The organism is Ruminococcus flavefaciens, from assembly GCF_900108555.1.
Lineage (GTDB): Bacteria > Bacillota > Clostridia > Oscillospirales > Ruminococcaceae > Ruminococcus > Ruminococcus flavefaciens_P.
Genome location: NZ_FNWV01000004.1, coordinates 113,214 through 135,813 on the forward strand (window position 1 = coordinate 113,214; position 22,600 = coordinate 135,813).

Consider the following 22,600-nt stretch of genomic DNA (forward strand, 5'->3'; position numbering starts at 1 on the left):
ATATGGGACACGGTGCATGGAGCTCAGCAGACTGGAAAAGATATTCGTCTGCAAAGATCATAGGAAAAAAGATAAATGACATCTACAGAGCGACAAAAATTGATCCGAAGTACGATCCGCAAAGGATAAATGTGAGAGAAAGCTGCGATTCGGAGGATCACCCGATAACAACACCTATTATAATAGGTCTTGATGTTACAGGTTCAATGAGTGACCTGCTCAATGTTACAGCTCAGAAGCTGGGTGAAATGGTAAAGGATATACTTGAACGTCAGCCCGTAGAAGGTCCGCAGATAATGTTCTGCGCCGTGGGCGACTCAAGATGCGACCGTTCACCTTTACAGGCTACGCAGTTCGAGTCCGATATACGCATAGCAAGCCAGCTCACAGACCTGTGGTTCGAGAAAGGCGGCGGCGGAAACGGCTTCGAGAGCTATCCGCTTGTATGGTATTTCGTAGCAAACAAAACAAAGACGGACGCATGGGAAAAGCGTCAGAAAAAGGGCGTGATATTCACTCTCGGTGACGACGGCTACCCCGAAAAGCTGCTGAAACAGGAGATAGAGAGAGTATTCGGTGATAATGTAAGGGAAGACATAGATACAGCCGCGCTCCTTTCACAGGTGAGCAGACGTTACGATGTGTTCCACCTTATGGTAATGGACGGACGAAACGAACAGGTGGTAAAGCTGCCGAAATGGCGCAGACTCATGGGTGAAAGGGCAATATCCGTAACTAATGTGAATGCTATCCCCGAGATAATAGTTTCGCTTCTGGAGAGCGTTGCAGGAAGAGATACAGAGGATATCATCAATTCATGGGACGGCGATACACAGCTTGCTGTAAGGGACGCTCTCGGCGGACTCCCTGCACGGAAAAGGGGGCTGCTGAGCAGCATTATAAAATTCTGAGGTGATAAATATGAAAAAAGCATATGCGGTCATAGGAGCTAATTTCGGCGACGAGGGAAAAGGTCTGATGACAGACTATTACTGCCGACTTGGAGACAAAGTGATAAACATAAGGAGCAACGGCGGCGCGCAGGCAGGACATACTGTATGCACATCTGACGGCAAAAGGCACGTCTTTTCACACATAGGTTCAGGCTGCTTTGCAGGTGCTGATACATATCTTTCCGAGTATTTTATCCTTAACCCTATGCTTTTTTCAAAGGAGGCAACCACACTCGGATACTGCATGGGAAATATCTTCATCGACAGCCGATGCATGGTAACTCTCCCCTGCGATATGCTCCTTAATCAGTTCGCAGAGACAGTCCGCGGCAAAAGCCGTCACGGCAGCTGCGGTGTGGGCATATTCGAGACAATAGTCAGAAACCGCGACAGCAGATACGCAATGCGATACAAAGATATGCTGAAAGCCGACAGGCAGGCGCTGACAGCTATGATAAGCACAATAAATATGAAGTACTGCCCTGAAAGAGCAGCAGAGCTGGGCATCACAGGCAAAGCTAAAAAGGAACTAATGAATATATTGGCAAATGAAGTACTGACTGAAAACTATATCGACGACCTTTACGCTATGGCAAGGCTTTGCCGTGAAGCAGACGAGCAGATCATAGAGGAATACGATACAGCCGTATTTGAGGGAGCACAGGGACTTATGCTGGATCAGGACAGAGATGATTATTTTCCTAATCTTACTCCCTCAAGCACAGGTATGAAGAATATCCGTGCCATACTTGACAGGCTGGAAAAGCGTGATACCGAGGTATGCTACGTTACAAGGTCGTTCTTCACACGCCACGGTGCAGGCAGATTTGATACGGAATCAACGGATATAGCAGCATTATTCAGACTTTACGACAATACCAACGCTCCCAACGAGTATCAGGGAAATTTCAGATACGGCTGGTTCGACCTTCCCGAATTCATGGCTTCACTGGCACTTGACAGAAAGTACATAGCTGAGAACGAAAAAATATCCATAGCCGTTACTCACCTTGATATGACAGATGATATGATAATTTGTCCCACAGGAAGGCTTATGCCCGAAGATATCGCTTATATGGCTGTCGCAGATAAGCTGTATAAGGTAAGCGGTGAAACTGCCGACAACGTTATATGTCAGGAAATAATGGAGAAAGCCCTGTCACGCAGATGAACTGCTATATCACAAACAAAAGCCACAGTACATGAAGTACTGTGGCTTTTTTACATATTACAATGAAGAAGATCCGCCGCCGCTGCTTTCGCTTTTATGTTCCAAAAAGCTTGCCGCAGCCGTAACGATAAACATCAGGATACATAGTATCAATCCGAATTTGGCATCGATATCAACGTATTTTGCCATTTCATCAGGGATATCATAGTAGCCGGTGAATGACATTCTGAATATAAGCAGTGCTACAACAGAAACGCAGCTTATGATAGCTGCAAGCTTGTTATTCTTCTTTACAAAGAGGAATACAGCTGTTGCGATGCCGCCTGCAAAAGCGACCATAAGGAATACATTTGGCTTAGGATCACTGTCTGCGTTTTCTGCTACCTCGTCATCGTCTTTATCGATGCTGAACATAAGACGGAAGCCTGAGTAGCTTTCCTCTGCCTTTTCGCCCTGATAACTGCATGATACAGAAATGAAGGGCAGGAAAAATGCTACCAGTGCGATCAGAACGCATACCTTAGCGATAAGCGCACGGGGCAGTCCTGCTGTCTTTTCAAGAGCAGTATCTGCGAGACCGCCTGCCATATCCTTTACGGAAGATGCGTTGAAAGCAGGCTGTGATGATGCGGTCGGTGCAGGACCTCCTGCTTTTAAGCTGCCGCCGCATGACGAACAGGTCTCAGAACCGTCAGGTATCTGAGCTCCACAATGTTTACAAAACATACAAAATACCTCCTAAATAAATAATTATAATACATTTTACCATGCTTTTCACCTTCCTGTCAAGAAGTATACACAAAAAAATCTTATTTGCGCAAAAAATGATTGATAACAGCACAAAAAAGCAGTTATTATTTAAGCATATCCTACAAAAATATTCATTTCAGTCATTTTTTCAGAAGCCCTATCCGCAGTCTGATGTTTAAAGTCCCCTCGCTGCGTACCTGAGCCTCTTGAATTTATTAAACATTAATGGTACAATCAGTATATACAAGATAATAAAAACGCGGTTTTTCCGCTGAAATATGCATTTAAGGATTATTTAATATTTCCCGTGCTATGATATAGACACAGAAAGGGAGGGGTAAATATGTATCTGAGGATATTAAAAAAAGACCTTAAAAGAAAAAAGACCATGAACGTCATACTCCTGCTGTTCGTCATTCTTGCGACTATGTTCGCCGCAAGCAGTGTCAACAACATAATGTCAGTAATAAACGGTCTTGACAATTACTTTGAAAAAGCAAACCTGAGTGACCACTTCATAATCAACGTCAACAACAACGGTGACGAGATAGCTGATATGATAGCACAGAAATCCTCGGTAAAGGATTTCCGCAGAGAGGATCAGCTTTTCTTTGACGACAAGGGCGTTACCCGAAACGGAAAAAAACTTATAGAACAGTCAAGCACTTTCCTTGCTCTTTCAATTGATAATGCTCAGATCAATTACTTCAACAGTGATAATGAGATCATTACAGAAGTAAAAGAAGGAACGGCTTACTTTACAAGCACTCTTGCAAGCAAGTCAAACCTTGAGATCGGTGACAAATTCGATGTAAAAATAGGCAATACACAGCTGACATTTTCATACGCAGGCATTGCAAAGGACGCTTTCCTCGGTTCGGAAATGATGGGCAATTCCCGTATACTTATGAACAGCAGCGATTACGCAAAAATAGCCGCAGACGAAAAGGCTTCCGAAAACAATCAGGCGCAGATATTCTACATCAACGGCTTTGATAAGAAGGCACTTGCCTCAGACCTTTCAGACCTGCCAAACGTCCAATTCAATAAAGATCAGACTCTCGTCAGAACTTCATACATCATGAACAGTATCGTAGCAGGACTTCTTCTCATAGTAAGTATCTGCCTGCTGATAGTCTCATTCGTAACTCTGAGATTTACCATAAGCTTCACCATAAATGAGGATTTCCGTGAAATAGGCGTAATGAAGGCTCTCGGACTGAGAAACAATTCCGTACGCGGTCTGTACCTTGTAAAATATTTCGGCATTGCAGTCATCGGTGCAGCTGTCGGTTTTGTGCTCAGTATACCTTTCGGAAATATGCTCCTTAAAAAGGTAAGCGAAAATATGGTCCTTGAAAACGGTAATCCCATGCTTGTAGGTATCATATGCAGCCTTATAGTTATCGCTGTGATACTTCTCTTCTGCTGGAGCTGTACAAAAAAGATAAAGAAGCTCTCACCTATCGATGCAGTAAGAAGCGGTCAGACAGGGGAAAGATTTAAGAAAAAGGGAGTGCTCCGCCTTGAAAAGTCAAAGCTCGGCACTACAGGCTTCCTTGCTGTAAACGATGTATTCAGCAGCCCCAAGCAGTTCTGCATAATGACATCTATCTTCACGGTATGTCTGCTGCTTATAATGAGTCTTGCAAACACAGCAAATACTCTCGGAAGCAAAAAGCTTCTGCCTACATTGTGCGCTACTCAAAGTGATGCATATATAACCGATACGGAAATGATATCAAGGCTCATGACAGGTGAGAGCACATACAGCGAGCTCGAAACCGAAATAGAAGATAAGCTTGCAGAAAACAATATGCCAGGCAAAGTTCATTCAGAGGCTCTTCTCTTCCCACTGCTTGAAGCTAACGGCAAAAAAGCAACAGCTGCATTCATGTACTGCAAGGAAACAAAGGCATCGGATTACACATACTCTGAGGGATATGCTCCGAAATACGCAAATGAGATAGCTCTCACAAAACAGCTTGCCGACAAGGTAGACGCAGGCATCGGCGACAAGGTAAACATTACTCTTGAAGGCGAGACAAAGGAATATATCGTCTCGGCATTTTTCCAGAGCATGGTACAGCTGGGAGAAACGGGAAGATTTAACGAAAATGCAGATATCCCCGAAAGTGCTTTCAAAAATGTAATGGGCTTCCAGATAGACTTTGACGACCACCCCGATAATGCAGAGACAGAAAACCGCATCGAAAAGATGAAGAGCGTATTCAACACGAAATATGTTGATGATACCGACGGATTTGTAAGTGCTTGTATCGGCAAAGATGTAACGGATACCTTAAACAGTGTAAAGCTTCTTGTCATCATAATAACTGCAATAATAATCATAATGATATCCGTACTTATGGAGCGTTCGCTCATCTCAAAGGAAAAGTCGGAGATAGCTCTTATGAAGGCTATGGGCTTCAATACACGCTCTGTGATAACTCAGCACACTCTTAGATTTGTCATAGTTGCCGTTGCTGCTTCGGTGATTTCCGCTGTACTGAGCCTGCCTGTGACAAAGCTCTGCATCGACCCTGTGTTCAGCATAATGGGAGCATTGAACGGCGTGGATTACAACCTCAAGCCTGTTGAGATATACGCTGTATATCCGCTGATAGTTATCATTTCCACAATAGCAGGAGCTTTCATAACAGCTCTTTACATGAAAACCATAAAAGCTTCGGATACTTCCGATATTGAATAAAAAGGAGATATGAGTTATGAATACAACTATTCTTGATGTAAAGGACCTTTGCAAAACATACATCATCAACAAAAGGCAGAACAATGTTCTGAGAAATGTCAGCTTCCATATTGATAAGGGGGAAATGGTAGCTGTCATGGGACCGTCGGGTTCAGGCAAGTCCACCCTGCTCTACACTGTGTCGGGCATGGATAAAATGACCGCAGGAAGCGTAAATTTCTGCGGTAAGGACCTTGCCGAGATGAGCGAGAACGCTCTTGCTGAAATGCGCCTTGATGATATGGGATTTATCTTCCAGCAGATGTACATGATGAAAAATCTCTCTATCATCGACAATATTATCCTGCCTGCCGTAAAGTCCAAGAAGAACAAGGAGAACCGCAGGGATATCACAAAACGCGGCAAGGAGCTTATGCACAAGCTGGGCATAAGCGAGATCAGCGATAACGATATCAACGAAGTATCAGGCGGTCAGCTCCAGAGAGCCTGCATATGCCGCAGCATGATAAACGATCCCGATATGATATTCGCAGACGAGCCCACAGGAGCTCTCAACCGCACCGCCTCAGACGAGGTAATGAACGAGCTCACAAAGCTCAACGATAACGGTACTACCGTAATGCTGGTAACTCACGATGCCAAGGTGGCAGCAAAGTGTTCAAGGGTACTTTTCATAGTTGACGGCAACATCAAGGGAGAGTATAATATAAACAGAGCACTCTCGCTTCACGACCGTGAACGCGGTCTCAATAACTGGCTTCAGGAAATGGGTTGGTAAAATGGTAGATATACTTATCGTCGAAGATAATGCAGAGCTTTGCGGTCTGCTGTGCGACTTCCTCCGCAGTGAGGATTATACAGTGAGCACAGCTCATTCAGCCGAAAAAGCCTTGTCCCTGTTTGAAAAATACGGGGCAAGGCTTGTCCTGCTTGATATAATGCTCCCGGGAATGGACGGCTTTGCAGTATGCGAACGTATAAGAGAAAAGGATAATACTCCGATAATAATACTTACTGCAAGGACAGACAAGGAGGACAAGCTCAACGGCATACTCCTCGGTGCTGACGACTATATCGAAAAGCCGTACGATATAGATATCCTTATCGCCAAGATAAAGGGCATTTTCAGGCGCAGACTTGCTATCGACAAGCTCACTGACGGCGATATCACCCTCGACCTTGCGGAAGGTACTGTGGAAAAGGGCGGAGTTCCTATAAATATGACTGCAAAGGAGTTCGAGCTGCTTCATCTGCTCATTTCAAATAAGGGACAGACTCTGCACAAAGACTTCATCTTCAACAGGATATGGGGCGCAGACAGCGAATCCGAACCTCAGACACTGACAGTACATATCAAATGGCTGAGACAAAAGATCGAAGAAGATCCCAAAGAGCCTAAAAAACTCCTTACCGTATGGGGCAAGGGCTACCGCTGGGAGGGGTAATATGAAAAGCTTCGACAAGATAATAGCAGTTTTTATCGTGCTTATGGCTGCGTTTTTCCTGATAATGAATATGATACTGCTGAAACAGAATACATCTTCCGTGCCGCTTTACAAAGTCGAAGCTAACCGCATCGAACAGGAGCTTCTCAGCGGAAATCAGATAAGTGCAGACGATTATCCGAATATAATCGGGATATATGAATTCAGCGGCGACAACAGCTTTTACGTCTCGGATAATGAGTACTTCATCAAGGAGATAAACAACAAGCTGTACCGTATCGAATACATCGACAAGCCCGAAAAAAACAACAGTATGCTCATAGCTGTCGATATAGTTCTGGCAGTTTTTACTCTGCTTATCCTTGCGCTGTTTTTGTACATAAGAAAAAGGATAGTGAAGCCCTTCAACGCCATAAGCAGTCTGCCCGAACAGCTTTCAAAGCGAAATCTCGTTATGCCGCTTAAAGAACACAAAAGCAGATTTTTCGGCAAATTCATCTGGGGACTCGATATGCTTCGTGAGGAGCTTGAACACTCCCGACAGAAAAGCCTTGAATACGCCAAGAATGAAAAGACATTCCTGCTTTCGCTGTCACATGATATAAAGACTCCCCTTGCAGCAATAAAGCTCTATTCAAAGGCACTTTCAAAGGGAATATACTCCTCGCCCGAAAAACAGCTCGATGCGGCTGAAAGCATCAACGAAAAGGCAAACGAGATCGAAAAGATAGTGACCGAGCTTTCGGCTAATCTCAGCGGCGACTTCATGGATTTTGACGTTCACTGCTCTGAATTCTATCTGGCAGATGTAATAAACAAGATAGACAAGTACTACACCGATAAGCTTTCAGTCATGGGGACTTCTTTCAGCATAGACCAATACAGCAACTGTATACTTCGCGGCGACGCTGACCGGCTTGAAGAGGTATTGCAGAATATTATCGAAAACGCAATGAAATACGGCGACGGCAGCAGCATCTCTGTCAGCTTCTCAGATGAAGAGGACTGCCGCCTTATTACCATTACAAATACGGGCTGTACTCTTCCCGATAAGGAACTGCCGCATATTTTCGACAGCTTCTGGCGCGGCTCGAATACAGGCTCGCAGCAGGGCAGCGGACTTGGATTGTACATATGCCGCAGACTCATGGAGATCATGGGCGGCAGTATATACGCCGAGATATCCTCGGGCTGTATGAACATAACAGCCGTATGCCCAAAACAAACATGATATAGTTATATAGGAAAATCCCCGACTTTAAGTCGGGGATTTTGATATCAGCTGTTATAATCAGAAAGGTTTTCTCCATATACAGCATAACCATTATCAACAAATGAATTTACTCTCCATTCACCGCTGCTTGGATCAATAACACAATCCACTACTTCGCATCTATCATTGTTCTCGCCCATAACACCCGGAGCATATGCTCTGAAAGATGTTGATGTAATATCTTTGATGATTATAGGCTTATCAGCAGCTGTATATCCCATCCAGCCTGCCTGTGGAGAAGATGTATTCACATACATATTGCCCTTATAGAAAATAAAGTTCTTAAACGAAAGCAGATCTTCAAGCGCAACGCCTGTCTCGTCTATATGATCGCCATTTTTGTATGTGTCGCTTACTGCTACATAGTCATCGTTCAGATATTCCAACTCTTTTGCTGCCAGACTATCAGAGTAAGTTCTTCTTGCATAGTTTTCAACATCAGCTTTTGAATTGAGTTCAAGACCTTTTCCTGTTATACGTGCATATGTTACATCTCTTACACCAGCCTCAAGATTAGGATCTTTAAGATTGAAAGTAATGGTCTCATTCATGTTTCTGTACTGTGGGAATCTGAACATGATCTGATAAAACGTATCATAATACTTTTCAATAAGGTCATGTGCTGTATTCTGGTATGAGATATATTCAGCGTCCTTTGAAGTATCAGCCTTTGAACCGCGTACAAGACGTGAGATACCGCCGTTTCCAATAGATATCCATTCGTTGTTCTGATAATATCCGCCAAAGCTGTAGCTTGAACCATTATAGAAGCTGACAGTCTTGTGGCTTGAGCCGCCCATTTTCTCAACGCCGATCTTTACCGTACCTGTTTCATTTGTACCGCTGTAGCTGTATGTTCCGTCCTCGTTTATAACTACAGTACCCTTTTCGGTTATACTTCCCGGTACGAAATTATACTGTGACTCCTGATACTTCCACTGACCTGCTAAAGCCTTTATTTCTTCATTTACGGAAGCAGCTCCGCCCGAAGCACCGCTGCCTGATTCACCTGTACCGTCAGCTTTACCTGTTGTCTTTGACAGTGAAGCAGTTGTAACCGTAGTTGTGATAGTTGAACCGTTTTTGTCTGTGGATATATGAGTTGTTCCCGATACCTGTGTTGTTGTAGCTGTAACAGCAGGTTCAATAACACCTGTATCTATTTTGCCGTTTTTGTCCTTGCGGAACATAGTCATGCTTCCGAGTACAACGCCTGCCACAAGGATAAGTGATGCTGCTGAGCAAAGCGGTGCGAGCCATGCAGGTCTGCGAACGCGCTCAACGCCCTCAACCACATCGTTTTCGGTCATTGTAATATTATTATCTTTCTCTGTTCTGTCTTTTAATATTTCTTTCTTTTTCACCTTATATTTCTTTTCGCTCAAAGAAAGTATCTTGTTAAGCTGTTCCTCTGTGATCTCGGGGCATTTATTACTAAGTCTTTCCATAGAATCGTCCTCTGCATTTCCGAGTATATCGAATATATTTTTCTCTTTCATTGCTGCTCCTCCTTTACCTTGTAATACCTGCTTCGACCAGCTTGACTTTCAGCTTTGCTATTGCGCGGCTGCATCTTGTTCTGACAGAAGCATCTGACATGGATATGGACTCTGCTATCTCTGCCGATTTACGGTTATAGTAGAATTTCTGTATAAGTATTGTTGAATCAGGCTCGCCGAGTTCATCTATCTTATCGAGAAGCACTCTGCGGAGTTCAGAGCGGTCAACGCGTTCGTCAACGCTGAAGTCCGAGACAAGCTCCTGCATATCGTCTTCATCAGCATATACGGTATGATTTATTCTTGATGTAAGGCTTCTGAAGCGATCTATCGCTGACCTCTTTGCAACTGTACCGATATAACCCTTTATATCACGGTCACAGTCCTCATCAAATTCATATTTAATAAATATAGCTGCAAATACATCGCTCACACACTCTTCTATATCTTCCTTTGTACCGCAGTTTCTGAGTTTATTGAAAACGATCGCATAAACGTATCTTCCGTATTCCTTTACGAGTGCTTTGTGGCACTCTGCGGGAGATCGCTCAAGCATTTGTTTAAGCTCATTGCTTGTCATACTCATTCCTCCTTGATCATTTGTAAGATCGACCTTTCATAAAGAACATTCGCACCCCCCTGATGAAATGTTACAGTATAAAAAATATTTTTTCGCATATATGATAATATACCATTTTTTGCAGTTTTGCACAAGTATCCGTATAAAATAAAAGCAGCCGATCTCTCAGCTGCTTTTATCATGAACACACTTTTCTATTTTTTCCCTCTTCTTTATCTATCCATTTAAAAACATTTCCAGTGTGACAGGTATCGTATGATACTGACCAAGGATATACTTCCTGAGAACTGCCGCATCAAACACGGTTATGATACCGTCCTGAAGAAGATCGGCACTCTGCATCTGAGCTTCGTTGAATTCGATCTCCTTTGCGATATACTTATTAATAGTAATAAGATCAAAGGAATTTATCTCGCTGTCACCATTGACATCTCCCGAACCTACAGGGACTGTCTCTTGACTTTCGGGTATATACTGACCGTCAAGTGTCTTATCGGTAGCTATGAATATCTGATCCCAGTAATATTTGAATGTACTGTCTTTCTCATAAGCACAGCCAACACCGATATGTGTATAATCGGGATTCATGATAGCGTGCCAGTGAACAGGTGAACCCTTCCACTGATTGAATGTTTCTTGTGCAGTATCAGAACCGCCTGCTGTATTCTCGCCTGCTCTTGAATAAGGAATGAGACCTGCATCTATTATAGTGATGAACAGATCGCCCATGCTGAACTTTATTCCCTCTTCCTTGAGGAACTTAGTAACAGCCTCTTCGTATTTCTTATCAACACTGAACGATTTATTGTCCTCGCTCCATGTCTCGGAGAACTTCTTTTCTGTCAGCTTCTCTGCAAGACCTGTCATAGTCTCAACGCTTGTAAAACCTGCGCCCTCACAGATAAGGATACCCTCAACGTCGTCCCTTTTCTTGGCATCGACTCTGAAAGACTTTTTATCCTCGCTCCATGTCGGGAAGCACCATTTCTCGTCAAGTTTAGCAGCGATAACTTCGATCTTTTCTTCGCTGACATCATCAAGAGTAAATTCACATTCGTTTGTCAGATAGAAAATTCTTCTTCCCGGACGATAGTGGCTGAAATCAAATATCAGCTCTCTTGCACGTTCACGAGCCTTATCATTAAGGTAAGGAACAGCTCTCAGAGGCTTTAAGCCTTCCTCAGCTCTTGCTTCATTAACAAGGATAACTATCTCGTCTGCCATTGCTTTAAGGTCCTTATCCTCTGTGGCATGAGTTACCTGAGGACGATAAGCCATAAGACCGAAAGTCATAACGACGGATAAAAAAGCTGCGATCGCTTTCAGCGAAATAGTTCTGATCTTTCTCATACCAACACCCCCATAAACAATTTTTTCATGCTCATAAACCATAACTGTTTCTTTAATATCAGTTTAGCACAAATAAATATAATTTTAAAGAGGTTTTGGTACAAATTGTCGGATTTCACAACAAAATTCTACGTTTTGTACAATAAAAATAATACAAAACGTAATATTACATTTTGTTTATCCGAAAAATAATTCGTATATTTGCCTATATATCGTTAATTATTTTCGCTATTCTTAATTATTTCAAGAATTTTTCCCATATGCTTGTCTATAGCAAGGATAGAAATGTTGAGATAGTCCTCTATCTGCTTGCGAGGAGACTCTCCTTTAACGATAGCATTTACAAGAACGATAAGCTCTCCGCGCTCGTCAATGAACATCTTGCAGCCGAAACTCTCAGAGTCTAAATTGAACTCATTCATAGCCTTGTACAGTTCAATACCGGGCTCATTGAAGCGTACCATCTGGCTCAGTGCAAGTGAGAGGGCACTGTTAGCGTCATTTACATGAATGAATACCAGTGGTGTTATGCTGTCGTTATTTGGGAGCTTGGTACGAAATCTCATCATATTAGGATCCTGTTCATTCACCTCAAAAGGAACATTTCTCTCCTTGAGAAGGTCACGGAAATCTTCTGTTATTTTAGAAATTGTATTATTAGCCATTGTTTTTTCCTCCATTTGTGGTTGTTTTCGGTGATTTTGCTGTAAATTCATTATACCACACTATATATAATTTGTCAATATTGCTTTACAGAAAAAGCACCCGTCTCCGAGTGCTTTCCCTTTAGGGTGGTTTATATGAAAAATAGAAACTTTCTTAATGATGTTTTCAGCTCATGAAAGCTGAGCATTTACGGGCTGTCACTGCTCTGTGCAGTGCTCCCTGTTGTCTTTCCATGATGTTATTATATAACCCGGATATGTTTATTCTGTGACAGAAAACTGAATGAAAGGAAAAATCCTCACGGGTAAATCGTGAGGATTTCGGGAAATTATGTGTTATTTGTCGAGTCCTGAGATGCTGAATTCCACCTCGACTTTAGTCCATTCATCGAATGCTCCTGTGTCCACAAGCTGAGCGGAATAGCTTCCGTCGTTGATATCGGAAGGTGAAGTATTGTCAAAATTATTGAAAAGCGCACCCTTATCGCATCTTGAATCATCAGGAAGTCCGTCATCGCTTATCCATTCATTGAAGATATTGGAACGAAGCTTGCCTGCGTCTGTGTAAGTGAAGCTCTTCTTTTTGAGTTCAACATCTTTTCCGTCTACCTTTACCTTTTTGATGGTAATTACAGCATTTGGTACTGCTGTCTCGCCGTCCTCTATTATAACAGCGGCATATTCCATTCCCTTTGGCTTGTATTCCTTATCGGGATCGCCTGTAGCTCTGTATCTGAAGCCCTTTGTATCCGCATTTACGCTTACCTTATAGTCTCCGTTGCCGTCGATATGGACTACTCCTGCATCAAAGGTGAGCTGATTGTTCTCATCGCTTCCGCCGAGATACTGCATTCTGAAATCCTTATCGGCAATGGCAAGGTATGCATCGCCTGTACCTGCTGTGACCGTATCCTCAAACTGAACGTCCGAAAGATCATCAGCGACAGCATTTTTGTTCTCGGTACTCTCTATATTCTTGCTGGTCTTTACCTTCTCATTACATGAAACAGCTGCTCCGCAGATCATGACCGCAGCAGCACAAACTGCGAATATTCTTCTGATATCCATATCCTGTCCTCTTTCCGAAATCATACTTTTTATGCGTGAAATACACTACTATATATAATACACAATAAATGCCGCAGGTTCAAGCTGCTTAATAAACAAACTTTTTTCTGCGGCAAAAAAATGAATTGTGTAAAATAACTTACGACAGCTCAAACATTCCCGTATAGAGCTGGTAATACTTACCGTGCTGAGCAATAAGCTCGTTGTGGTTTCCTCTCTCGATTATCTTACCGTGTTCGAGGACCATTATAGCATGGGAATTGCGTACTGTGGACAGTCTGTGAGCGATAACGAATACCGTTCTGCCGTCCATGAGAGAGTCCATACCCTTTTCGATAAGAGCCTCTGTACGTGTGTCGATAGAACTTGTAGCCTCATCGAGGATAAGTACAGGCGGATCTGCAACTGCGGCACGAGCGATAGCAAGGAGCTGTCTCTGTCCCTGTGAAAGATTTGCACCGTCAGCTGTGAGCATGGTATCATAGCCGTTTTCAAGGTGACGTATGAAGCCGTCAGCATTTGCGAGCTTTGCAGCTGCATATACCTCCTCATCGGTGGCATCAAGCTTTCCGTAGCGGATATTCTCCATGACCGTACCTGTGAAAAGGTGTGTATCCTGCAAAACTATGGACTGTGAACGGCGCAGGTCGTCCTTCTTTATCTTGTTGATGTTTATGCCGTCATAGCGTATCTTGCCCTCGGGCACATCGTAAAAGCGGTTGATAAGGTTGATTATGGTAGTCTTTCCTGCTCCCGTAGAACCGACAAAGGCTATCTTCTGTCCCGGCTTTGCATAGAGCGAAATGCCGTTGAGCACCGTCTTATTGGGCTCATAGCCGAACACTACATCATCGAACTCCACGTTACCGCGGACTTCCGTATATGTAATAGTACCGTCAGCCTTGTGAGGGTGCTTCCACGCCCACCTGCCTGTACGCTTTTCTGTCTCGGTTATAGTTCCGTCCTTGGCGATATCTGCATTTACAAGAGTTACATAGCCGTCATCGACCTCGGGCTCTTCATCTATAACGCGGAAAATACGCTCTGCACCTGCCAGTGCTGTAAGCACGGAGTTGAGCTGCTGAGACACCTGTGTTATAGGCTGTGAGAATGAACGTGTGAACTGCAAATAGGATACTACAGTACCAACAGTCATGCCGCCTATACCCTTTACAGCCATGATACCGCCTGCAATAGCGGTCATAGCGTAGTGTATGTAGGAAAGGTTGTTCATTATAGGCATAAGGACATTGGCAAATGTATTTGCATGGGTAGCTGCTTCGCAAAGCTCCTCATTGAGTGCATCGAACTCCTCGGCAGCCTTGTCCTCGTGGCAGAATACCTTTACCACCTTCTGACCGTCTATCATTTCCTCGATATAGCCGTTGACTTTTCCGAGTGATTTCTGCTGTGCAGCAAAGCCCTTGCCGCTTCGAGAACCCACAAAGCCTATGACCTTGACTATGACGAAAAGCACAGCCACCACAAGTATGGTAAGTCTCCAGCTGTATATGAGCATTGCGGTAAATACGCCCACGATAGTTATAGCGGAGCTGATGAACTGAGCGATACTGTTGCTGAGCATTTCGCGGATAGCGTCCGTATCGTTGGTGTAAAGGCTCATGAGCTCGCCGTGAGTATGCTTGTCGAAGAAGCGTATGGGCAGCATTTCCATTTTGCAGAAAAGGTCGTTTCTGATACGCATGAGAGTAGTTGTTGATATCTTCATCATCACGCGCTGATAAAACAGCGATGATAACGCTCCGACTGCGTATATTACCACCATAACGGTAAGTATGCCGATGAATTTTCCATACTTCCAGTGACCTGTTTTGAACGCGTCCTCAAGGTTATCAATGATAGGCTTTAACAGGTAGTTTCCCGCGATCCCGGCAAATGCACTGAAAAATATACCGATAACGACCAGTACGAACTGTATGCGGAAGCCGTGCATATAGCTGAAAATACGCTTCAATGCAGCAAATGTGTTTTCGGGCTTAGCCATTGGCTTCATTTCTTTCATAGGAGGCATTATTCATCAGCTCCTTTCTGCTGTGAGTCATATACCTCACGGTATATCTCACTTGACTGCATAAGCTCATCATGTGTACCGATATCGGTTATCCTGCCGCCGTCCATAACGATGATACGGTCAGCGTCCATGACTGAGGATATACGCTGAGCTATTATGATAGTCGTAATGTCTGCAAGCTTTTCGCTGAAAGCCTTGCGGATACTGCTGTCTGTAGCTGTATCAACAGCACTCGTCGAGTCGTCAAGAATGATTATCTTAGGCTTTTTCAGAAGTGCACGGGCAATACACAGTCTCTGCTTCTGTCCGCCCGAAACGTTCACGCCGCCCTGTCCCAGGTCGGTGTCGTAGCCGTCGGGGAAGCCCATGATGAAATCGTGTGCGCAGGCTGACTTGCAGGCTTCGATGATCTCCTCGTCAGTGGCATTTTCATTTCCCCAGCGGAGATTGTTTTTGATAGTTCCCGAGAAGAGAACGTTCTTCTGGAGCACCATAGCCACCTGATTTCTCAGAGTATCAAGTGCGTAATCCTTTACATCGTGACCGCCTACGATGACTTTTCCCTTTGTTGTGTCGTAAAGACGTGGGATAAGCTGTACCAGCGAAGTCTTGGACGAGCCTGTACCGCCGATGATACCGATAGTTTCGCCCGATTTTATATCAAGGTCGATATTTTCAAGGGCAAGATTGTCCATATCATCGTAATAGCTGAAGCTCACGCCCTCAAAGCGTATCGAGCCGTCCTCAGCGGATACCTCCGAGTTTTCCGAGTCCTTTATGGAAGGCTCTTCCGCAAGCACCTCATATATACGCTGGAGCGATGCTCTTGATATAACAAATGTGATAAAGAGCATGGATATCATCATAAGCGAAATGAGTATCTGTCCTACGTACATGATGAAGCTTGAAAGCTCACCTGTCTCGATATTTCCGTCAACTGCCATGTGTCCGCCGAAGTAGAGTATAGCTGTTATGCTGGCATACATTACAAGCTGCATTATAGGCATATTGAGTATTACCAGCTTTTCCGCAGCAAACTGTGCACGGCGTACACTGTCGGTATTCTCCTCAAAACTCTTCTTCTCATATTCCTCACGTGCAAAAGCCTTTACCACGCGGATACCGATAAGGTTTTCCTGTATCTTTCCGTTCATTCCGTCGTACTTTTTCAGCATGATACCGAAGCGTGGGTGCGCCTTTGAGATAATAAAGAACACCGCAAAAGCAAGCACGGGTATGGCAAAAAGGAACACTACCGAAAGCTTTGCGTTCTGCCTAACTGCCATGCAGGTAGCGCATATGAGCATTATAGGCGAACGGAACGCCATACGTATGAACATCATGAACGCATTCTGTATATTCGTAACATCTGTGGTCAGTCTTGTTGTCAGCGAAGCTGTGGAGAACTTATCCACATTCGCAAAGGAAAAGTCCTGCACCTTTCGGAAAAGCGCGCTCCTGAGATTTTTTGCAAAGCCCATAGCCGCCACCGCGCTGAATCTCGCCGCAAGTGCGCCGAAGCAAAGCGAACAGACCGACATCACGACCATAAGTCCGCCCATTTTCACAACGTAACCGATATTGCCTTTTTTTACGCCATTGTCGATTATCAGTGCCATAACCATAGGTATGAGCACCTCCATGAGCACCTCGCCGATAATGGTCACAGGCGAAAGTATTGCCTGTTTTTTGTACTTTCCGATGTTTGAAAATATAGTTTTATACATCGGCATTCCCCTTTCTGTTTTGGCTTTAGCCTGATATTTATCGAATTTGGGAAGAACTATCTTCATGAACCCAGCCGTTAGCCCTTAGCCGAAAGAGTTCGCCGAAGATGACACATTGGCTAATAGCTGACGGCTAACGGCTTTAATACAAAGCTTTTTCTTCCCTTTTTCAATTTACAGTAACTTTTATTATACCATTCCTGCACGTCCGTGTCAAATGAGGGGACGGCTTGACAAGTACTGTTTACTATAGTAAAATGGATATTGGAGGTGTTTGAATGTTCGATTACAGACCTAAAATGTTTGACGAAGCGTCAAAGTCTCACGCTTCAAAGAAACTCTCTTCTATACTGCTCACTTTCATAGTGGTATTTTTAGTATTATACCTGCTTGAATCCGTTATCCCTTCCGTGATAACCACCAAGCCCATGCTTGAGGAAATGAAAAAGAACGGCTATCTGCAAAACGGGGAGAAATTCAACTTAAAACAGTCCATGAAAATAGCCACAAAGGTATTAGCAGTCCCGGGAGTAATGATACCTTCCCTTTTATCGACTCTCATCGGTACTATCGGTGCGATATTCTACTGCCGATGTGTCGAGATGCGACCTGTATGCTCAATGGGAGCAAGAAAAAAAGGACTTATCCCCCACTATCTCACGGGAATGATCATCGGTCTCATAATGATGAGCGCAATAACATTTCTCAGCGTTGCTTTCGGTGCAAACACCATATCGGTATGCAGCAATGTAAACTACAAGCTTCTCCCGCTTTTCCTGCTGGGATTTATAGTACAGGGCATGAGTGAGGAATTCATCTTCCGCGGATACCTTATGAACTCCATAGGCGGAGGCGGATATCATACAGCTATAGCCGTGGGGATAAGTGCTGTATTCTTCGGACTTGCACACGCCATGAACCCGGGCTTCGGACCTTTAGCTTTTTTCAATCTTATACTTTTCGGCGTATTTGCTGCTGTTTACATGATAATATTCGATAATATATGGGGCATAGCCGCTATACATTCCATATGGAACTTCGCACAGGGCAATATCTACGGCATCAGCGTAAGCGGCTTGGACCAGAGCGAGTCTTTATTGAAAACAACTCAGGTATCGGATAAGGCTTTCCTTACAGGCGGCGAATTCGGTATCGAGGGAAGTATATGCACTACTATCGTGCTGCTGGTATGTATCGCGTTCTCTGCATATATATTAAACAGGAAATCGAAAACTGCTCCGCAAGCCGAAACAGTCTCCGAGGATAATAAAACTGACAGTACTATAAATTGAAATAGGGGAAAATGTGTAATACAGCCGTGAGCCGAAAGCGGCACATAGGCTAACAGCCAACGGCTAATGGCTAAAGGCTGAGATACTACTTCCCTGATCCAATTATTATCAAGCGCAATGCTTGTATAAAAGTTCAAGCCCCGAGGCAGTGCCTCGGGGCTTATTTCTGTTATTTTGATTTTTAAGTGATCGCAATAAGGAATACAAGATATGCAACATTCAGCAGAAATGCGATCACAAAACCGACTGACGTTTTTGCTATCGCAATGCCTCTTCTTGTCTGAGCAGGTGTTGATACAGGGAATTTACATTCTTTTCTCAGCAATATGAGCAATGCAAGTCCTGCTATAGCTCCTGCATACATAAGGAGCGTAAAGCCTAAAACAAGCGCAGTATCGCCTTTCAGCTCGGTAACTATCGTTACCATAGTATTTAAAAAGATATGGACTATTACCGAAGGTACGATAGAATTATGCTTCATGTCGATATGTCCTAAGAACAGACCGAGCATACACGCCAGTATGAACTGCGGAAGATTTCCGTGGGCAAGTCCGAAGAACATAGCCGAAGCGATTATGCCGAAACGCTGATTTGCTTTCGAAAATATCTTCATAAGCGCACCGCGGAAGAATATCTCCTCAGTGATAGGAGCTATAATGCAGCTGTACACAGTCATGACCGCAAAGCCCATGCCTGTTTTTCCGTAATCACTGTCTATCACGTCCGTAGTATAGCCGTAATGCGAAAAGATGTCCTCTACTCCCGTTGCTAAATACGTAGAAACGATCAGCAGAAAAAGTCCCGTCATACAATACTTGACAATATCGCCGAAACCGAGATCCTTCGTCTGTATCATAAAGGACGGCTTTATTTTCGCCCATTTAAGTCCTAAAAACGCGAAACCTACATTTGCGGTAAGGTAGGTCAGCATATTTATCGCAGGAAATATGGAAGTATTATTCATATAATGCGATATAGCTCCTGCGGAAGCATCGGGATTGACTGCACCGAGTATATACTTTATCAGGAATATCAGTCCGTAAACAATAAGGTTTGAGCCGAAGAACTGAAATACCAGCGTAAAACCGCCTATATTGTAAAAACGCCGTATCGCCGACTTTTCGACCTTTGCAGGCTCGAATGAGACAGCGAATTCGGGCATCGTTATCCACGGAAGTATCTCGGAATAGTCATCTCTGTACCAGCGGAACTCCGTAGGATTTTTGAAAGGATCATACGCATCGGTCTTTGTAGACTCGAGATATTCCCTTTCCTTAGCCTCAAGCTGCTTCGTAAGATTATATATTTCATGATTAAGGGCTGCGAACTGCGCTCTCTGATCTTGTGTGCCGTCAAATTCAGTCATCGTATCCCTTCCTTTCGTTTGTATCTGAAAATTATTTTACCACAATTATGACGAAATGTAAAGGGGGAAAATCAACTGTTCATCACTATTTCATATCCCTGCGCACTTTCAGCCGTAAACGGCTTATCCGTACCTGAAACACTGATATATACTTTATCGCCTGTGCGCTCTGCTTTTATTTCCACACAGCTTTCGCCGTCACGGTCGTAAACGCAGGCAGAAGCCTTATCGCCATCATCAAGCCCGTATACAACGATATGCATATTATCGATATAGTCATAATCGGCACTTCCCTTGAAATCGCCGCAGACTATTATAGAACGCGGTCTTGCCATAAGAGGCATACCAAAGTAATCATATTTTCTTGTATACCAGCTTCCGCCGCTCAGCTCCTCACCTGTCTGTATATCAGTCCATACACCGCCTGCAGGCAGGTAAAAGCTGCACTCGCCGTCCTCACTGAAAACAGGAGCCACAAGCAGAGACTCACCAAGCATATACTGCGTATCGACAGTGAGCGCACTGCGGTCGGAAGTGAAATCCACAGCCATAGCCCTCATCATAGGGACTCCCGTTTTATGGGTAATGACCGCATTCGACCACAGATACGGCATGAGCCTGCCTTTGAGCTTTACAAAATGACGTGAAACATCACAGCTCTCCTCGTCAAAATGCCACGGCACACGGTAGGAGCTGTTTCCGTGATAGCGCGAATGTGTGGACATAAGTCCGAAAGCCGTCCAGCGCTTGTACAGGTCGGGAGTACCTTTAGCTTCAAATCCGCCGATATCATGTGAGAAAAAGCCGAAGCCCGACATACAAAGAGAAAGTCCGCCGCGTAGAGTCTCCCACATCGACTCATAGTCCGAGAAACAGTCTCCGCCCCAGTGTACAGGGAACTGCTGACAGCCTGCCGAAGCAGCCCGTGCAAAGAGACAGGCACTTCCTTTTGCCTGTTCAAGAGCCTCAAACACCGTCCTGTTGTATAAATATGCGTAAAAATTATGCATCTTGAAAGGATCAGAGCCGTCGTAATAACACACGTCCGTAGGTATCCTCTCGCCGAAATCCGTCTTTACCGCATCGACTCCCATTTCCGCAAGTCCGCGTATTTTCCCTGCGAACCACTCCCTCGCCTCGGGATTTGTGAAGTCTATGAGAGCCATTCCGGGCTGCCACATATCGCACTGGAATATCGAGCCGTCCCTGTTTTTTATGAAATAGCCCTTTTCCGCGCACTCTCTGAAAACAGGAGCTTTCTGCCCGATGTACGGGTTTATCCAAACGCATATCTTCAAGCCCTTGGCTTTGAGCCGTGCAAGCATAGCCTCGGGCTCGGGAAATTTCCGCCTGTCCCACTCAAAGCTGCACCACTCGAACTCCTTCATCCAGAAGCAGTCAAAGTGGAAAACATCAAGAGGGATATCACGTCTGCGCATCTCGTCAATGAACCCATTGACGGTCTTTTCATCATAATCCGTGGTGAACGAGGTGGACAGCCAAAGTCCGAAAGACCATGGCGGAGGCAGGGCAGGTCTGCCCGTAAGTGCAGTATATCGGCTTATAACGTCAGCGATAGTCTCACCGCCGAAAACGAAATACTCCAGCGACTCCCCCTGCACCGTAAATGCAGTCTTGGTGACATTCTCATCTGCCACGTTGAAAACTACCTTTTCCGTCTGATTTACAAATACGCCGTAGCCCCGTGACGACACAAAAAACGGCACAGACTTATAGCTCTGCTCTGTACAAGTACCGCCGTCATTGTTCCATATCTCGGCAGTCTGACCGTTTTTCACGAATGAGGTGAACTTTTCGCCGAAGCCGTAGATATACTCGCCCACGGAAATGTTCAGCATCTCGCGGATAAATGTACTTCCGCCGTTATCGGACTGCGAAAAAAAGCGTTCACCGTATTTGCTGTCTTCTCTGTGCCAATCCTCCTCAGTTATAACGGAGGTGGTGCGCCAGCCGCTCTTTGTAAGGAGCCTGCCGCGGTGATAATAAGCTATATCCCACGCCTTCTTCTCACTGCCTATCCTTACGGAAGTATCCCCTGATATCAGCTCATAGCCGCCGTTTTCAGTCCTTTTTATCACAGGTCTGAAACTGCTGTCCTCATATATCGGAAATGAAGGCTTTTGTCTGCTGCTTCCGCTGAAATGACTTATGGTAATTTTAATACTGTTTTCGAGGGTGGACGTAAAGCGTACAGTCAGCATTGGACCGCCGAGAGTCATGCCCTTGTTTGATATCCACTGCGTAGAAGCATAAACTGTTATACCGCTGCCGTCCGCCTCCGTTTCGTAGATCTGAGCTGCCCAGTGTACATCATAGCCATTTTTGTTCAGCCAGAATCCGTCGGAAACCTTCATTGTTTTCACTCCTTATTTTTTGCCTTAGCACAAATATACTATATAGTCAATATCATATCATTTAAATATGAACTTTTCTATCAAACTGTACCTAATGCCATAATATTTTGTATTTCAGGTGTAAAAAACACCAATGAGCAATTTTTGCGGCGGCTGACGGTGTCATTATTTTACCATAGCAAATACTGGCATCAATTACTTATGGTAATTTTAAATTTAAATTTTCCACGCTGGACATCACAGCTCGCGCAATTTTTGTGTATAATCACCACCTATGTAATTTTAGCATATTTTCAGCTATATAATTAGTTTTTCGTACAATTGACGATTACATATATAGC

General features: G+C 44.2%; 17 protein-coding genes. 7 read left to right on the top strand and 10 right to left on the bottom strand.

The window, feature by feature from the left end:
• Nucleotides 1-2 precede the first annotated feature (2 nt).
• Nucleotides 3-911: a hypothetical protein gene (locus BLW60_RS07255; RefSeq protein WP_074715853.1), complete on the top strand. Its 909-nt coding sequence runs from the start codon at nucleotides 3-5 to the stop codon at nucleotides 909-911.
• A 10-nt stretch (nucleotides 912-921) separates the two neighbouring features.
• The gene (locus tag BLW60_RS07260) at nucleotides 922-2,124 is read left to right on the top strand and encodes an adenylosuccinate synthetase (protein ID WP_074715856.1); all 1,203 of its coding nucleotides are present in this window, start codon (nucleotides 922-924) and stop codon (nucleotides 2,122-2,124) included.
• 57 nt (nucleotides 2,125-2,181) lie between these two features.
• On the opposite strand, the gene BLW60_RS07265 is transcribed toward BLW60_RS07260, so the two are convergent.
• Nucleotides 2,182-2,850, bottom strand: coding sequence for a zinc ribbon domain-containing protein (locus BLW60_RS07265; protein ID WP_074715858.1), 669 nt, complete (start codon nucleotides 2,848-2,850; stop codon nucleotides 2,182-2,184).
• Nucleotides 2,851-3,217: 367 nt separating this feature from the next.
• On the opposite strand from BLW60_RS07265, the gene BLW60_RS07270 reads away from it, so the two are divergent.
• From BLW60_RS07270 to BLW60_RS07285, 4 genes are read left to right on the top strand one after another with little or no spacing between them, the layout of a single operon-like run.
• Nucleotides 3,218-5,587, top strand: coding sequence for an ABC transporter permease (locus BLW60_RS07270; protein ID WP_074715860.1), 2,370 nt, complete (start codon nucleotides 3,218-3,220; stop codon nucleotides 5,585-5,587).
• 16 nt (nucleotides 5,588-5,603) lie between these two features.
• Nucleotides 5,604-6,365 (top strand): ABC transporter ATP-binding protein, encoded by a 762-nt coding sequence (locus BLW60_RS07275; protein ID WP_074715862.1) that lies wholly within the window; start codon nucleotides 5,604-5,606, stop codon nucleotides 6,363-6,365.
• 1 nt (nucleotide 6,366) lies between these two features.
• Nucleotides 6,367-7,032 (top strand): response regulator transcription factor, encoded by a 666-nt coding sequence (locus BLW60_RS07280; RefSeq protein ID WP_074715864.1) that lies wholly within the window; start codon nucleotides 6,367-6,369, stop codon nucleotides 7,030-7,032.
• A 1-nt stretch (nucleotide 7,033) separates the two neighbouring features.
• Complete coding sequence (locus BLW60_RS07285) at nucleotides 7,034-8,263, top strand: sensor histidine kinase (protein WP_074715867.1); 1,230 nt, start codon at nucleotides 7,034-7,036, stop codon at nucleotides 8,261-8,263.
• 47 nt (nucleotides 8,264-8,310) lie between these two features.
• Here the strand turns inward: BLW60_RS07285 and BLW60_RS07290 are convergent, their stop codons facing one another.
• From BLW60_RS07290 to BLW60_RS07325, 7 genes are all read right to left on the bottom strand, one after another.
• Nucleotides 8,311-9,804, bottom strand: a complete 1,494-nt coding sequence (locus BLW60_RS07290; RefSeq protein ID WP_074715869.1) for a hypothetical protein — start codon at nucleotides 9,802-9,804, stop codon at nucleotides 8,311-8,313.
• A gap of 13 nt (nucleotides 9,805-9,817) precedes the next feature.
• Entirely contained in the window at nucleotides 9,818-10,384 is a 567-nt protein-coding gene (locus BLW60_RS07295; RefSeq protein ID WP_074715871.1) for an RNA polymerase sigma factor, read from the bottom strand.
• Between the two features lie 216 nt (nucleotides 10,385-10,600).
• Nucleotides 10,601-11,734: a CAP domain-containing protein gene (locus BLW60_RS17160; protein ID WP_074715875.1), complete on the bottom strand. Its 1,134-nt coding sequence runs from the start codon at nucleotides 11,732-11,734 to the stop codon at nucleotides 10,601-10,603.
• A 215-nt stretch (nucleotides 11,735-11,949) separates the two neighbouring features.
• Nucleotides 11,950-12,399 carry a type III secretion system chaperone family protein gene (locus BLW60_RS07310; protein WP_074715877.1) on the bottom strand — a complete coding sequence of 150 codons (450 nt, stop codon included), beginning with the start codon at nucleotides 12,397-12,399 and terminating at the stop codon, nucleotides 11,950-11,952.
• 336 nt (nucleotides 12,400-12,735) lie between these two features.
• Nucleotides 12,736-13,467: a hypothetical protein gene (locus BLW60_RS07315; RefSeq protein WP_074715879.1), complete on the bottom strand. Its 732-nt coding sequence runs from the start codon at nucleotides 13,465-13,467 to the stop codon at nucleotides 12,736-12,738.
• A gap of 139 nt (nucleotides 13,468-13,606) precedes the next feature.
• Complete coding sequence (locus BLW60_RS07320) at nucleotides 13,607-15,490, bottom strand: ABC transporter ATP-binding protein (RefSeq protein WP_431768009.1); 1,884 nt, start codon at nucleotides 15,488-15,490, stop codon at nucleotides 13,607-13,609.
• An 8-nt stretch (nucleotides 15,491-15,498) separates the two neighbouring features.
• The gene (locus tag BLW60_RS07325; protein WP_074715883.1) at nucleotides 15,499-17,226 is read right to left on the bottom strand and encodes an ABC transporter ATP-binding protein; all 1,728 of its coding nucleotides are present in this window, start codon (nucleotides 17,224-17,226) and stop codon (nucleotides 15,499-15,501) included.
• Between the two features lie 278 nt (nucleotides 17,227-17,504).
• Between BLW60_RS07325 and BLW60_RS07330 the strand changes: the two genes are divergently transcribed.
• Nucleotides 17,505-18,518: a CPBP family intramembrane glutamic endopeptidase gene (locus BLW60_RS07330; protein ID WP_074715885.1), complete on the top strand. Its 1,014-nt coding sequence runs from the start codon at nucleotides 17,505-17,507 to the stop codon at nucleotides 18,516-18,518.
• A 181-nt stretch (nucleotides 18,519-18,699) separates the two neighbouring features.
• On the opposite strand, the gene BLW60_RS07335 is transcribed toward BLW60_RS07330, so the two are convergent.
• Together BLW60_RS07335 and yicI are read right to left on the bottom strand one after the other, a co-directional pair.
• The gene (locus BLW60_RS07335; protein WP_074715887.1) at nucleotides 18,700-19,884 is read right to left on the bottom strand and encodes a CPBP family intramembrane glutamic endopeptidase; all 1,185 of its coding nucleotides are present in this window, start codon (nucleotides 19,882-19,884) and stop codon (nucleotides 18,700-18,702) included.
• 71 nt (nucleotides 19,885-19,955) lie between these two features.
• Nucleotides 19,956-22,259 (bottom strand): alpha-xylosidase, encoded by a 2,304-nt coding sequence (yicI, locus tag BLW60_RS07340; protein ID WP_074715889.1) that lies wholly within the window; start codon nucleotides 22,257-22,259, stop codon nucleotides 19,956-19,958.
• Between the last annotated feature and the right edge of the window lie 341 nt (nucleotides 22,260-22,600).